A 14,724-nucleotide genomic window follows, 5' to 3' on the forward strand; every position below is an offset into this window, starting at 1 on the left:
CTGAGCAGCTCGCGGATTTCCATCTCGACCAGCTCGAGCAGCTCGGCGTCGTCGACCAGGTCCACCTTGTTCATGAACACCACCAGCGCCGGCACGCCGACCTGACGGGCCAGCAGGATGTGCTCGCGCGTCTGCGGCATCGGGCCGTCGGCGGCCGAAACCACCAGGATCGCGCCGTCCATCTGCGCCGCGCCCGTGATCATGTTCTTCACATAGTCGGCGTGGCCCGGGCAGTCGACGTGGGCGTAGTGACGGTTCGCCGTCTCATATTCCACGTGCGCCGTGTTGATCGTGATGCCGCGCGCCTTCTCTTCCGGCGCCGCGTCGATGTCGGCGTAGTTCATCGCCTTGGCGCCGCCCGCCTTGGCCAGCGTCATCGTGATCGCCGCCGTCAGCGTCGTCTTGCCGTGGTCAACGTGACCGATCGTGCCGATGTTGCAGTGCGGCTTGTTACGTTCGAACTTTTCCTTGGCCATTCTCTTCTCTCCGTCCCCTGAACAGGGGGCTTGTCCAGATTTTCAGGGGCCCCGGCGGACCATAGGTCCGCCGAAAGCAGGTTGGGTTAAGCGGAATACTTCTTGATCACTTCGTCGGCGACGTGTTGCGGCACCGGCTCGTAGTGGTCGTACTGCATGGTGAAGGCGGCGCGGCCCTGCGACATGCCGCGCAGCGTGTTCACATAGCCGAACATGTTGGCCAGCGGCACGAAGGCGTTCACGACGGTGGCGTTGCCGCGCATGTCCTGACCCTGGATCATGCCGCGACGGCCATTCAGGTCGCCGATGACCGAACCGAGGTAGTCCTCGGGGGTCACGACCTCGACCGCCATGATCGGCTCGAGCAGCTTGGGCGCGCCCTTTTCCTTCAGTTCGCGGAAGGCGGCGCGGGCCGCGATTTCGAACGCCAGCACGCTGGAGTCGACGTCGTGGAACTTGCCGTCCGTCAGGGTCGCCTTGAAGTCGATCAGCGGGAAGCCGGCCAGCAGGCCGCCGTCCTTGATGGACTCGAGGCCCTTCTGGACGCCCGGGATGTATTCCTTGGGCACGGCGCCGCCGACGATCGAGTTCTCGAACACGAAGCCCGAGCCGGGTTCACCCGGCTCGAAGGTGATCATGACGCGGGCGAACTGGCCCGTACCGCCGGTCTGCTTCTTGTGCGTGTAGTCGATGTCGACCTTGCGGCCGAGCGATTCACGATAGGCCACCTGCGGCGCGCCGATCGTGGCGTCGACCTTGTAGGTGCGGCGCAGGATGTCGATCTTGATGTCGAGGTGAAGCTCGCCCATCCCCTTGAGGATGGTCTGGCCCGACTCGTGATCGGTCGAGACGGTGAACGAGGGATCTTCCGAGGCCAGCTTGGCCAGGGCGACGCCCAGCTTCTCCTGGTCGGCCTTGGTCTTGGGCTCGACGGAGATCTCGATGACCGGCGCCGGGAATTCCATCTTCTCGAGGATGACGGGCGACTTCAGGGGATCGCACAGGGTGTCGCCGGTGCGGGTGTCCTTGAGGCCGGCCAAGGCGACGATATCGCCGGCGTAGGCTTCCTTGATGTCTTCGCGGTTGTTGGAGTGCATCTGCAGCATCCGGCCGACGCGTTCCTTGCGGTCACGGCTGGAGTTCAGCAGCGACATGCCGGTTTCCATCTTGCCGGAATACAGGCGGCAGAAGGTCAGGGAGCCGACGAAGGGGTCGTCCATGATCTTGAAGGCGAGCACCGACAGGGGCTCGTCGTCCGAGGCGCGGCGCACGACCGGCTCTTCGGTCTTGAAGTCGATGCCCGGGGTCGGCGGGATGTCCATCGGCGACGGCAGGTAGTCGACGACGGCGTCCAGCAGCGTCTGCACGCCCTTGTTCTTGAAGGCCGAGCCGCACAGGATCGGATAGAAGGCGCCGGTCAGCACGGCCTTGCGGATGCACTTCTTCAGCACCTCGGTCGAGGGCTCCTGACCGTCCAGGTAGGCTTCCATCGCCTCGTCGTCGAGTTCGACGGCGTTGTCGATCAGGTACTGACGGGCGGCCACGGCCTTGTCCATCAGGTCGGCCGGAATCTCGCCGACGGTGAAGTTGGCGCCCAGGGCGTCGTTGTCCCACACGACCGAGGTCATGGTGACCAGGTCGACCAGGCCCGACAGCGAGCTTTCGGCGCCGATCGGGAACTGGATCGGCACGGCCTTGGCGCCGAGGCGGTCACGGATGGACTCAACCGAGGCGTCGAAGTCGGCGCCGATCTTGTCCATCTTGTTGACGAAGACGATCCGCGGAACCTTGTACTTGTCGGCCTGACGCCAGACGGTTTCGGTCTGCGGCTCGACGCCGGCGTTGCCGTCAAGCACCGTCACGGCGCCGTCGAGGACGCGCAGCGAGCGCTCGACTTCAATGGTGAAGTCCACGTGCCCGGGGGTGTCGATGATGTTGAGGCGCTTTTCTTTCCAGAAGGCGGTCGTCGCGGCCGACGTGATCGTGATGCCGCGCTCCTGCTCCTGGTCCATCCAGTCCATGGTCGCGGCGCCGTCGTGGACTTCGCCGATCTTATGGTTCTTGCCGGTGTAATACAGGATCCGCTCGGTCGTCGTCGTCTTGCCCGCGTCGATGTGGGCCATGATGCCGAAGTTGCGGTAGTCCTCGAGCTTGTGCGTGCGGGCCATGAAAGCGTGCCTTGAAGTGAGTTCAGGACGCGTCAGGCGCCCTCGGGGAGATCGTCGATGTTCGGATAAGCGGGCGCGGGCGATTTAGCTCAAACCGCCCGCGCCGGATAGTCACTAGATAGGCGCCGAAGTGGGCGCCTTGAAGGCGTTTACCAGCGGTAGTGGCTGAAGGCGCGGTTGGCCTCGGCCATCTTGTGGGTGTCTTCGCGCTTCTTGACCGCGGTGCCGCGGTTGTTCGAAGCGTCCAGCAGCTCGGCGGCCAGCTTTTCCGTCATGGTGTTCTCACCACGCTTGCGCGCGGCGTTGACCAGCCAGCGGATGGCGAGGGCCTTGCGGCGGTCGGGGCGAACCTCGACCGGCACCTGATAGGTGGCGCCGCCGACCCGGCGCGAACGGACTTCGACCGCCGGAGCGACGTTTTCCAGCGCGGTGTGGAAGGTCGCGACGGGCTCCTGGTCCTTCTTCTTGTCGGCCAGGATGTCGAACGCACCGTAGACGATGTTTTCGGCGACGGCCTTTTTGCCCTCGTACATGACGTAGTTCATGAACTTGGTGACGGTCAGATCCTTGAACTTGGGATCCGGCAGAACTTCGCGCTTCTGTGCGCGGTGACGACGGGACATGGGCTGGGCCTTCTAAAGCGGTGTCGGACGGCCGGGCCAAAAGGAGAATGGCGCCGGCGAATGGAATGGGCGGTTCGCTTACTTCGGACGCTTGGCGCCGTAGTGCGAACGGCGCTGCTTGCGGTCCTTGACGCCTTGCGTGTCGAGCACGCCGCGCAGGATGTGGTAGCGAACGCCGGGCAAGTCCTTGACGCGGCCGCCGCGGATCAGGACCACCGAGTGCTCCTGCAGATTGTGGCCTTCGCCGGGGATGTAGCACACGGCTTCGATGCCGGTGGTCAGACGCACCTTGGCGACCTTACGAAGCGCCGAGTTCGGCTTCTTCGGGGTCGTCGTATAGACGCGGGTGCAGACGCCGCGGCGCTGCGGGCAGCCCTTCAGGGCCGGGACCTTGTTACGGACCGGCTTGGGGGCGCGCGGCTTGCGGATCAGCTGGTTGATAGTCGGCATCGAGTACTCGTTCTTCCAATCGATGGGGGCGTGTGCCTTTCGGCCGGAGCGCCCCGGTGAGCCTTCTTTTCGGACGACGCTGATGCGCCGCCCCGGGTTTGGTTTCGAGCAAGGACCGCGACAAACAGAAAAGCCGGAACGCGCGCTTCGGGCGTTCCGGCGGGCACAGCCCGGTCGTTCGATTGTCACGATCTCGATGAACGCTGACGCGCCCGCCTCGAAAGTGGGCGGCTTCTACGCCGGGAGGGGCGCGGGGTCAAGCCTGGCGGTCAGTGCAGCCGCCAGACGATGCGTTGCCGCACCAGCTGCCGATAGGGACGGCCCTCGATGGTGAAGGGCGAGGTCACGAGCGTCTCGGCGATGGCGACGGAGGGTGGACCGAATCCGCGGCCGCCGGGGTCCTCCCCGATGACCGTGCAGTTCTCCAGCGGCCCGGTCGCCGCCTGTGCGATGCACTCGAGGGTCACGGTCGCCTCGACGCCCGCCTCGAGAGCTCCCGGCGGATAGAGCCGGCTCATCATCTCCGGATCGGGCTGGGACAGGGTGACCGGATTTTCGGAGGCCGGCTCCGCCCCCAGCGTGGCGCCCCCGTCGAAGACGATGTTCAGGCGGACGAAGCGCCCGGCGCTTGCGGAGCCGTCCGCCGCCGCCGGTTCGAGCCGGACGTTGGCCGCCACCGCCCGGGCCCGGTTGGCGATCACCGTTTCCATCTCTTCTTCGATCGGTCGCTCGAAGATGCAGAGGTCGAGATAGCCGTCGGCCCGAACGCCGCACTGGAGCGGGATTTCGCCCGTCATCAGGGTCCGCCGTTCGGGCGGGGCGGGCAGGTAAGACAGATAGGGATCGAGGCTTTCGAGCGGGATAGACCAGACCGGGTCCGTCAGTTCAGGCCACCAGAACTCCCAATGTCGGTCCGTGTCGCGCACCGCCGTCGGCTGGGCCTCACCGGGCTTGAATTCCAGCGCGACGCGCCGGCGCAGCCCCGTGCCGACGAGATCGGGCCTCGGTCCGGTCCGGGTTTCCAGCCATCGGCCCGCATCTTCGGGCAGATCGAACCCATCCCGTGCGGCCGCGTCGCACCGGCGGCCCCCGCCGGCTTCGTACCGGCACCAGAAATCGATGGTGACGCTGGCGCGGCCTTCGAATGACGGGAAGGGTCTTTCCACGACGGGCGGCGCGACCTGCTGACCACCCCCGGCGGCCGCAAGCGTCATGGCCGCCGCAAACATGGCCTCGATCATCACCCCGCCCCGTTCCTGCCCTGCCTGCCTCGCTGCCCATTGCACGGCCAACGAGCCGGGCGTCAACGGTGCAACCCGAAGAGGCCGCAATACCGCCATGCTCGGCCCCTCCATTGGTCGCCGTGAGGACGGAGGGAGGATGCGCGAGCTCAGGCTGGTCTGGCCGTCGGGGGCCGAACGCTGGCGCAAGCCGGCGATCGTGGTCCTGTCCGTCGGCCTGCACGTCCTGGTGCTCGGCCTGATCGGTCTCCGCTCCATGGAACTGGGCCCGCCTCCGCCGCCAGTCGAGCAGACCATCTATCTGGAGATCGAACCGCGGCCCCTGCTGCAGGGCGAGGTCGCGCGGGTGCGCCCGCCGCCGGACCTGCCGGACACGCCGTCCCAGGCCCTGCCCAACTCCGGCGCGCCCGTCCTGCGGACCAACCCGTTCCAGCAGCCTGACGACGAGGAAGACCAGCCCGCGCCGCGCCTCGCCGCTCCGGGCGCCCCTGCCCCGCCCGCAGATGTCGGGACCGCTCCATGGCGGGTGCGGCCCGAGAGCGCCGGCGACCGGGTCGCGCGAGGCCTGCGCGTCAGTCCGGTCGGCTGCGCCAGCCCCCGGCTGCTGAGCGCGGCCGAGCAGGCGATCTGCGACGACCGACTGGGCGCGCGCGCCGCGGCCGCCGCGCCGATCGACGGCACGAACAATCCCGAACGCGACGCGCGCTTCGCCCGCGAGGGCCGGCGCGCGCTTGCGACCTACGAGGCCCGGCGGCAGCCTTTGGCGGGCGGCGTCGGCGTGGTGGGGCCGCAGGACGGACCCGGCTCGAACTTCGGCATGGGCGTGGCGGGGGCGCATCTGGACCCGGCCCTGCGGCCGGATTCGACCGCCAACGTCCGCACCCGACGCGACCGCGTCCGCGAGATCGAGGAAGAGTAGAGAGGCCCTGGCCGGCGGCCGCCGCGCCCGTGACGCTGTGCTGACAATCCGGGAATCTATAGTCGGATAGCGCGGAAAACCTCGTGTCTTTCCCGTGGCATAGGCTTTTCTCAAGCCGATCTTCTGAGCACGCTATCCGGCGGCCGTATAATGCCCGCGTTCGTTTCCGCCGCCGGTCTTTGACAATCGAATTCCGCATGCGCCGCAACAGGCGCGGCCTCCACGTCCGCCAGCCCGCCATCGAGCAAAACCGACTCTACGGACTCTACGGACTCCAATTTTTGGGTTTTACCCGGATTTAAAGGGCGGAGCCCGCCTCTTCCGGGACATCGTTGCAAGCCGCATCGCGCGCACGAAAAAGGCGGCGCTGTTTCCAGCGCCGCCCTCTTCAGTTCAGTCCGAACCCGGAGATCAGCCTTCGCTGCTCTCCAGTTCCAGCGCCAGATCGGCGGGGAGCGGCTCGATCGAGTCTTCGCGCGCCTGCGTCAGTTCGGCGTCGCGTTCGTTGGCCACCTTCTGCAGCGCCCGCAGATAGGCGCCGGTGCCCGCCGGGATCAGCCGGCCGACGATGACGTTTTCCTTCAGGCCTTCCAGCGTGTCCTTCTTGCCGTTGACCGAAGCGTCGGTGAGGACGCGGGTGGTCTCCTGGAAGGACGCCGCCGAGATGAAGCTGCGGGTCTGCAGCGACGCCTTGGTGATGCCCAGCAGGACCGGCTGGGTGATGGCCTGACGGCCGCCACGCTTCTCGACCTTCTGGTTCTCCAGCACGGCCTCGGCCACCTCGACCGTGTCGCCACGGATGAGGGTGGTCTCGCCCGAGTCGAGGACCTCGACCTTCTGCAGCATCTGGCGAACGATCACCTCGATGTGCTTGTCGTTGATCGGCACGCCCTGCAGTCGGTAGACCTCCTGCACTTCGTTGACCAGGTACTCGGCCAGCGCCTCGACGCCCTGGATGCGCAGCAGATCGTGCGGATCCGGGTTGCCGTCGATGATGTAGTCGCCCTTCTGGATCAGATCGCCGTCGTGGACGGAGATGTGCTTGCCTTTCGGGATCAGGAACTCGACCGCTTCACCCTGCACGCCGTCCGCATTGAGCTCGGGCGTGATCTTGATGCGGCGCTTGTTCTTGTAGTCGCGACCGAATTCAACGCGGCCGTCCATCTCGGCGATGACCGCGCAGTCCTTCGGACGACGGGCTTCGAACAGCTCGGCCACCCGCGGCAGACCGCCGGTGATGTCGCGGGTCTTGGCGCCCTCGGTCGGAACGCGGGCGATGATCTCGCCCGGCTTGACCACGTCGCCGTTGGACACGGACAGAACCGCGCCCACCGGCAGCAGGTAACGGGCGTCGGAGCCCGAGGCCAGCTTGGCGTAGGCGTCGCCCGAGGTGACGCCCATGGCCGGACGCAGGTCCGCGCCGCGCGGGCTGGCGCGCCAGTCGGAGACGACGCGCTGGGCGATGCCCGTCGCTTCGTCGGTTTCCTCGCGGACCGACAAGCCCTCGACCAGATCCTCGAAGCGGATCGTACCGCCGACCTCGGTCAGGATCGGAGAGGTGTAGGGGTCCCACTCCGCCAGACGCTGGCTGCGCTTGACGTCAGATCCCTCGACCACCCGCAGACGGGCGCCGTACGGGATCTTGTGGCTCTCGCGGTCCTTGCCGTCGACGACGATAGTCACCACGACGTTGCGGCTCATGGCCACCAGATCGCCGTGCGCCGCCTTGACGGTGGGGCCGGTGATGCGGGCGATCCCGGGGTTGGTCGCCTCGTAGAACGAGGTTTCCGCCACCTGGGCCGTGCCGCCGATGTGGAAGGTCCGCATCGTCAGCTGGGTGCCAGGCTCGCCGATCGACTGCGCCGCGATGACGCCGACGGCTTCGCCGATGTTGACGTTGGTGCCACGCGCCAGGTCACGCCCGTAGCAGAAGGCGCAGATACCGGCTTCGGCTTCACAGGTCAGGGCCGAACGGACCTTGATGGACTGGACGCCGGCGTTGTCGATGACCTCGACTTCTTCCTCTTGCAGGTAGGTGTCCGCCGGGAAGAGCACGGCGTCGCCGCCCGGCTCCCGGATGTCCTCGGCCGCATAACGGCCCAGCACCCGTTGACCCAGCGAGACCAGCACGTCGCCGCCTTCGACCACGGCGCGCAGGGTGATGCCCCGCGTCGAGCCGCAGTTGTCCTCGGTGACGATCGAGTCCTGCGCCACGTCGACCAGACGGCGCGTCAGATAGCCGGAGTTGGCGGTCTTCAGCGCGGTGTCGGCCAGACCCTTACGGGCGCCGTGGGTGGAGTTGAAGTATTCGAGGACGGTCAGGCCTTCCTTGAAGTTCGAGATGATCGGCGTCTCGATGATCTCGCCCGACGGCTTGGCCATCAGGCCTCGCATGCCGCCCAGCTGCTTCATCTGCGCCTGCGAACCACGGGCGCCGGAGTTGGCCATCATGAACACCGAGTTGATGTCCGGGTTCTGGCCCTTGGCCAGCACGCGGGGCTGGGCGATCTCGCCCATCATCGCATCGGCGATCTTGTCCGTGGCCTTGGCCCAGGCGTCGACGACCTTGTTGTATTTCTCGCCCTTGGTGATCAGGCCGTCGGCGTACTGTTGCTCGTACTCCTCGACCTGCGTCCGGGTGTCGGCGACCAGACCGGCCTTGGCGGCCGGAATGACGATGTCGTCCTTGCCGAACGAAATGCCCGCCTTGGCCGCCTCGCGGAAGCCCAGCTGCATCATCTGGTCGGCGAAGATGACCGTCGCCTTCTGACCGCAGTGGCGATAGACCTGATCGATCAGGTTGCCGATCTCCTTCTTGGTCAGGTTCTTCTCGAGCAGGCGGTAGCCGATGTTCGGGTTGTGCGGCAGCAGGGCGCCAAGCTTCATCCGGCCCGGGGTCGTGTCGATCACCTTGGTGATGACTTCGCCGGCGGCGTTCATCTCGGTCCAGCGGGCCTTGATCTTGGTGTGCAGGGTCACGACGCCGGCGTCGAGCGCCGCATCGATCTCGCCCATGTTGGCGAACAGCTTGCCCTCGCCCTTCTCGCCTTCCTTGACCAGCGAGAGGTAGTAGAGGCCCAGCACGATGTCCTGCGACGGCACGATGATCGGCTTGCCGTTGGCGGGCGACAGGATGTTGTTCGTCGACATCATCAGGACGCGCGCTTCCAGCTGCGCTTCAAGCGACAGCGGGACGTGAACGGCCATCTGGTCGCCGTCGAAGTCGGCGTTGAAGGCGGTGCAGACCAGCGGGTGCAGGCGGATGGCCTTGCCCTCGATCAGCTTCGGCTCGAACGCCTGGATGCCCAGACGGTGAAGCGTCGGCGCGCGGTTCAGCAGGACCGGGTGCTCACGGATGACCTCGTCGAGGATATCCCACACCTGCGGCTGCTCGCGCTCGACCATGCGCTTGGACTGTTTGACGGTGCCCGACAGGCCCTTGGCGTCCAGACGCGCGTAGATGAACGGCTTGAACAGCTCGAGAGCCATCTTCTTCGGCAGGCCGCACTCGTGCAGCTTCAGCTCGGGACCCACGGTGATGACCGAACGGCCCGAATAGTCGACGCGCTTGCCGAGCAGGTTCTGGCGGAAGCGGCCCTGCTTGCCCTTCAGCATGTCGGCGAGCGACTTCAGCGGGCGCTTGTTGGCGCCCGTGATGACGCGGCCGCGGCGGCCGTTGTCAAACAGGGCGTCGACGGATTCCTGCAGCATCCGCTTTTCGTTGCGGATGATGATGTCCGGCGCGCGCAGCTCGATCAGGCGCTTCAGGCGGTTGTTCCGGTTGATGACCCGGCGATACAGGTCGTTCAGGTCGGAGGTCGCGAAGCGGCCGCCGTCCAGCGGCACCAGCGGACGCAGCTCCGGCGGGATGACCGGGACGACCGTCAGGATCATCCACTCGGGCTTGTTGCCGCTCTCGAGGAAGGCCTCGATCAGCTTCAGGCGCTTGGAGGCCTTCTTGGCCTTCATTTCCGACGGGCTGTCGGCCAGTTCGCCACGGTGCTTCTCGGCCTCGGCGTGCAGATCGATGCCGATCAGCAGGTTGCGCACGGCCTCGGCGCCGATCTCGGCGGTGAAGCCGTCATCGCCGTACTCGTCTTGGTAGCGGTAGAACTCGTCCTCCGTCAGCAGTTGGTTCTGCTTCAGCGGGGTCAGGCCCGGCTCGGTGACGATGTAGTTCTCGAAATACAAGACCCGCTCGACGTCCTTCAGCGCCATGTCGAGCATCAGCGAGATGCGCGACGGCAGCGACTTCAGGAACCAGATGTGAGCGACCGGAGCGGCCAGCTCGATGTGGCCCATCCGCTCGCGCCGGACGCGGGCCAGGGTGACCTCAACGCCGCACTTCTCGCAGATGATGCCCTTGTACTTCATGCGCTTGTACTTGCCGCACAGGCACTCGTAGTCCTTGGTCGGGCCAAAGATACGGGCGCAGAACAGGCCGTCACGCTCGGGCTTGAACGTGCGGTAGTTGATGGTTTCCGGCTTTTTGATCTCGCCGAACGACCACGAACGGATCTTCTCCGGCGAGGCCAGGGCGATCTTGATCTGGTCGAAGGTCGGGGTGACCGGGACCGGGTTGAAGATGTTCAGGACTTCCTGGTTCATCTTGATTCCTTCTGCGGGGCTTCCCGCGTAATTTCATGTGGAGAGAGCGAGGGACCGTCCCTCCCCGCTTGCGCGAGGAGGGTTTGTTCGGTCGGTCAGCTGTTCTCCAGCTCCACGTTCAGGCCCAGCGAGCGCATTTCCTTGACGAGCACGTTGAAGCTCTCGGGAATGCCCGCCTCGAAGCTGTCGTCGCCACGGACGATCGCCTCGTAGACCTTGGTACGGCCGGCCACGTCGTCGGACTTCACCGTCAGCATTTCCTGCAGGGTGTAGGCCGCGCCGTAGGCTTCGAGCGCCCACACCTCCATCTCGCCGAACCGCTGTCCGCCGAACTGCGCCTTGCCGCCCAGCGGCTGCTGGGTGACCAGCGAGTACGGGCCGATCGAGCGGGCGTGGATCTTGTCGTCCACCAGGTGGTGCAGCTTCAGCATGTAGATGTAGCCGACGGTGACCGGACGCTTGAACTGCTCGCCGGTCTGACCGTCATAGACGATCGACTGGCCGGTGCGGTCCAGGCCCGCCTTCTCCAGCAGGTCCTCGATGTCGTTGATGTGCGCGCCATCGAAGACCGGCGTGGCGAAGGGCACGCCCTTCGACAGGTTCCGGGCCAGCTCGACCAGGTCCTCTTCGGAGTCCGGCAGCGGGGTTTCGGGTCCGTAGATGCTGACCAGATGGTCGACCAGCGCCTTCTTCTGTCCGCCCTGTTGCCAGGCTTCCAGCAGGCCCTGGATCTGCTTGCCGAGACCAGCCGCGGCCCAGCCGAGGTGGGTTTCGAAGATCTGGCCGATGTTCATGCGCGACGGCACGCCCAGCGGGTTCAGAACCAGGTCGACGGTGGTGCCGTCTTCCAGGTGCGGCATGTCCTCGATCGGAAGGATCTTGGAGATGACGCCCTTGTTGCCGTGCCGACCGGCCATCTTGTCGCCGGGCTGAAGCTTGCGCTTCACGGCCACGAAGACCTTGACCATCTTCATCACGCCGGGGGGCAGTTCGTCGCCGCGCTGCAGCTTCTCGACCTTGTCCTCGAAGCGGCGGTCAAGGGCCTTACGGGCGTCCTCGAACTGCTTCTTCATGGCCTCGAGCTCGCCCATCGCCTTCTCGTCGTCGAGGGCGATCTGCCACCACAGGCCACGCGACAGGTCGGCCAGCTTGGCCTCCGTCACTTCGCCACGGCCCAGGCCCTTCGGACCCGAGGTGGCGTTCTTGCCGATCAGCAGCGGCTTCAGACGGCCATAGACGTTGCGCTCGAGGATCTTGAGCTCGTCGTCGCGGTCCTTGCCGAGGCGTTCGATTTCAGCGCGCTCGATGGCGACCGCGCGTTCGTCCTTGTCGACGCCGTGGCGGTTGAAGACGCGCACGTCGACGATCGTGCCGGCGACGCCCGGGGGCAGACGCAGGCTGGTGTCGCGGACGTCCGAAGCCTTCTCGCCGAAGATGGCGCGCAGCAGCTTCTCTTCCGGCGTCATCGGGCTCTCGCCCTTCGGCGTGACCTTGCCGCAGAGGATGTCGCCCGGCTGAACTTCGGCGCCGATCGCCACGATGCCGGCCTCGTCGAGGTTGCGCAGGGCTTCCTCGCCGACGTTCGGGATGTCGCGGGTGATCTCTTCCGGGCCCAGCTTGGTGTCGCGGGCCATGACCTCGAACTCCTCGATGTGGATCGAGGTGAAGACGTCGTCGCGCACGATGCGCTCGGAGATCAGGATCGAATCTTCGAAGTTGTAGCCATTCCACGGCATGAAGGCGACGAGGGCATTGCGGCCCAGCGCCAGTTCACCGAGGTCCGTGGACGGGCCGTCGGCGATGACGTCGCCGGTCTTCACTTCATCGCCCACGCGCACGATCGGGCGCTGGTTGATGCAGGTCGACTGGTTGGAGCGCTGGAACTTCGACAGGCGGTAGATGTCGACGCCCGAACGGCTGGCGTCCTGCTCATTGGTGGCCCGCACGACGATACGGGTGCCGTCGATCTGCTCGACGACGCCGTCACGACGGGCGACCACGACGGCGCCAGAGTCCACGGCCACGACCGCTTCCATGCCGGTGCCCACCAGCGGCGCGTCCGACTGCACCAGCGGCACGGCCTGACGTTGCATGTTGGCGCCCATGAGCGCGCGGTTGGCGTCGTCGTTTTCCAGGAACGGGATCAGGGCGGCGGCGACCGAAACGACCTGTTTCGGCGACACGTCCATCATGTCGACGTCGGCCTTGGTCAGCAGCTGGGAGTCGCCGTTGATCCGGCCGGGGACCAGGTCCTCGACGATCTCGCCGTTCTTCAGCTCGATGTTGGCCTGGGCGATGGTGTATTTCGCCTCTTCCATGGCCGAGATGTAGACCACCTCGTCCGTGGCCTTGCCGTCCTTCACGCGCCGGTACGGGCTCTCGATGAAGCCGTATTTATTGACGCGCGCGTGGGTGGCCAGCGAGTTGATCAGGCCGATGTTCGGGCCTTCCGGCGTCTCGATCGGGCAGATCCGGCCGTAGTGGGTCGGGTGCACGTCGCGGACTTCGAAGCCGGCGCGCTCACGCGTCAGACCGCCCGGGCCAAGCGCCGAGAGACGGCGCTTGTGGGTGATTTCCGACAGCGGGTTGGTCTGGTCCATGAACTGCGACAGCTGCGACGAACCGAAGAATTCGCGCACGGCCGCGGCGGCCGGCTTGGCGTTGATCAGGTCGTGCGGCATCACGGTGTCGATATCGACCGAGGACATGCGCTCCTTGATGGCGCGCTCCATCCGCAGCAGGCCGACGCGGTACTGGTTCTCCAGCAGCTCGCCGACCGAACGGACGCGGCGGTTGCCGAGGTTGTCGATGTCGTCGATCTCGCCCTGGCCGTCCTTCAGGCCGACGAGGATCTGCAGCACCTTCAGCACGTCTTCCTTGCGGAGCACGCGGATCTCGTCCGACACCTCGGGGGTCTCCAGACGCATGTTCATCTTGACCCGGCCGACGGCCGACAGGTCGTAGCGCTCGCTGTCGAAGAACAGCGAGTTGAACATGGCTTCGGCGGCTTCCGGGGTCGGCGGCTCGCCCGGACGCATGACGCGGTAGACGTCGAACAGCGCGTCCTCACGGCCCGTGTTCTTGTCGATGCGCAGGGTGTTGCGCATGTAGGCGCCGACCGTGACGTGGTCGATGTCCAGCACGTCGATGGTGGTGAAGCCGTGGCTTTCCAGCAGTTCGATGGTCGGCTGGTCCAGCTCGTCGCCGGCCTCGGCGTAGATTTCGCCGGTTTCGTAGTTGACGGCGTCGGCGGCCAGGTACCGGCCCAGCAGGGCGTCGGCGGCCAGTGACAGCGAGGTCGTGGTGTCGCCCAGCTTCTTCGCCTGACGGGCGCTGATCTTGGTGCCGGCGGCGGCGATGACTTCACCGGTCTCGGCGTCGACCAGATCGAACTCCGGCTTCACACCGCGCCAGCGCTCGGCCTTGTACGGCGTGACCCAGCCTTCGTCGCGCTTCTCGTAAGGCACGGTCTCGTAGAAGGTCTTGAGGATTTCCTCGCCGTCCATGCCCAGACCCATGAGGAAGGTCGAGGCCGGCAGCTTCCGACGGCGGTCGATACGGACGTAGACGATGTCCTTGGCGTCGAACTCGAAGTCGAGCCACGAACCGCGGTACGGGATCACGCGAGCGGCGAACAGCAGCTTGCCCGAGCTGTGCGTCTTGCCCTTGTCGTGATCGAAGAAGACGCCCGGCGACCGGTGCATCTGCGAGACGATGACCCGCTCGGTGCCGTTGACGATGAAGGTGCCCTTGTCCGTCATGAGCGGGATGTCGCCCATGTAGACGTCCTGCTCCTTGATATCCTTGACCGAGCGGGCGCCCGTTTCCTCGTCCGATTCAAAGACGATCAGGCGCAGCTTGACCTTCAGCGGCGCGGCATAGGTCATGTCGCGCTGGATGCATTCCTCGACGTCGTATTTGGGGTCCTCGAACTCGTACGAGACGTATTCCAGGATGGCGCGTTCGTTGAAGTCCTTGATCGGGAAGACCGACTTGAACACCGCCTCGATGCCCTGATCCCGGCGCGGGCCCGAGCGGACCTCGCGCTGCAGGAACTGCTCGTAGGAGGCGCGCTGAACCTCGATCAGGTTCGGCATCTGCACCGCTTCCGGAATGCGTCCGAACGAGTGACGGATGCGCTTCTTGCCGGTGAACGAGGTGGCGGTGAGGAACTGACCGTTGACGGTGAGTTCCGCTTTGGACTTGGCCATTCTGTCTTCCCAATGCGGCGGGCCGGGC

General features: G+C 66.0%; 8 protein-coding genes. 1 reads left to right on the forward strand and 7 read right to left on the reverse strand.

Annotated elements, in window-relative coordinates:
* The 5 genes from GGQ87_RS00005 to GGQ87_RS00025 all read right to left on the reverse strand — a co-directional run.
* Positions 1-476: GTP-binding protein (locus GGQ87_RS00005; RefSeq protein WP_168044694.1), on the reverse strand; the 476-nt coding region annotated here is incomplete at its 3' end.
* A gap of 86 nt (positions 477-562) precedes the next feature.
* Entirely contained in the window at positions 563-2,644 is a 2,082-nt protein-coding gene (gene fusA / locus GGQ87_RS00010) for an elongation factor G (RefSeq protein ID WP_168044695.1), read from the reverse strand.
* A 149-nt stretch (positions 2,645-2,793) separates the two neighbouring features.
* Positions 2,794-3,267, reverse strand: a complete 474-nt coding sequence (gene rpsG, locus GGQ87_RS00015) for a 30S ribosomal protein S7 (RefSeq protein ID WP_168044696.1) — start codon at positions 3,265-3,267, stop codon at positions 2,794-2,796.
* 78 nt (positions 3,268-3,345) lie between these two features.
* A complete protein-coding gene (gene rpsL / locus GGQ87_RS00020) occupies positions 3,346-3,717 on the reverse strand; it encodes a 30S ribosomal protein S12 (protein WP_056453566.1) in 372 nt (123 codons plus the stop codon).
* Between the two features lie 269 nt (positions 3,718-3,986).
* Positions 3,987-4,958 (reverse strand): energy transducer TonB, encoded by a 972-nt coding sequence (locus GGQ87_RS00025; protein ID WP_168044697.1) that lies wholly within the window; start codon positions 4,956-4,958, stop codon positions 3,987-3,989.
* A gap of 139 nt (positions 4,959-5,097) precedes the next feature.
* Here GGQ87_RS00025 and GGQ87_RS00030 point away from each other — a divergent pair, with 139 nt between their 5' ends.
* The gene (locus tag GGQ87_RS00030) at positions 5,098-5,877 is read left to right on the forward strand and encodes a hypothetical protein (RefSeq protein WP_168044698.1); all 780 of its coding nucleotides are present in this window, start codon (positions 5,098-5,100) and stop codon (positions 5,875-5,877) included.
* A 411-nt stretch (positions 5,878-6,288) separates the two neighbouring features.
* Here GGQ87_RS00030 and rpoC read toward each other — a convergent pair whose 3' ends face one another.
* Both rpoC and rpoB read right to left on the reverse strand, forming a co-directional pair.
* Complete coding sequence (gene rpoC, locus GGQ87_RS00035) at positions 6,289-10,485, reverse strand: DNA-directed RNA polymerase subunit beta' (RefSeq protein WP_168044699.1); 4,197 nt, start codon at positions 10,483-10,485, stop codon at positions 6,289-6,291.
* Positions 10,486-10,580: 95 nt separating this feature from the next.
* Positions 10,581-14,696, reverse strand: coding sequence for a DNA-directed RNA polymerase subunit beta (rpoB, locus tag GGQ87_RS00040; protein ID WP_168044700.1), 4,116 nt, complete (start codon positions 14,694-14,696; stop codon positions 10,581-10,583).
* Positions 14,697-14,724 lie beyond the last annotated feature (28 nt).

Source organism: Brevundimonas alba (assembly GCF_011927945.1).
Taxonomy (GTDB): Bacteria; Pseudomonadota; Alphaproteobacteria; order Caulobacterales; family Caulobacteraceae; genus Brevundimonas; species Brevundimonas alba.

Bases quoted from the DNA above. Each gene is read 5' to 3' on its own strand.
- fusA (WP_168044695.1), bottom strand. From the start codon at position 2,644: ATGGCCCGCACGCACAAGCTCGAGGACTACCGCAACTTCGGCATCATG.
- rpsG (WP_168044696.1), bottom strand. From the start codon at position 3,267: ATGTCCCGTCGTCACCGCGCACAGAAGCGCGAAGTTCTGCCGGATCCC.
- rpsL (WP_056453566.1), bottom strand. From the start codon at position 3,717: ATGCCGACTATCAACCAGCTGATCCGCAAGCCGCGCGCCCCCAAGCCG.
- GGQ87_RS00025 (WP_168044697.1), bottom strand. From the start codon at position 4,958: ATGATCGAGGCCATGTTTGCGGCGGCCATGACGCTTGCGGCCGCCGGG.
- GGQ87_RS00030 (WP_168044698.1), top strand. From the start codon at position 5,098: ATGCGCGAGCTCAGGCTGGTCTGGCCGTCGGGGGCCGAACGCTGGCGC.
- rpoC (WP_168044699.1), bottom strand. From the start codon at position 10,485: ATGAACCAGGAAGTCCTGAACATCTTCAACCCGGTCCCGGTCACCCCG.
- rpoB (WP_168044700.1), bottom strand. From the start codon at position 14,696: ATGGCCAAGTCCAAAGCGGAACTCACCGTCAACGGTCAGTTCCTCACC.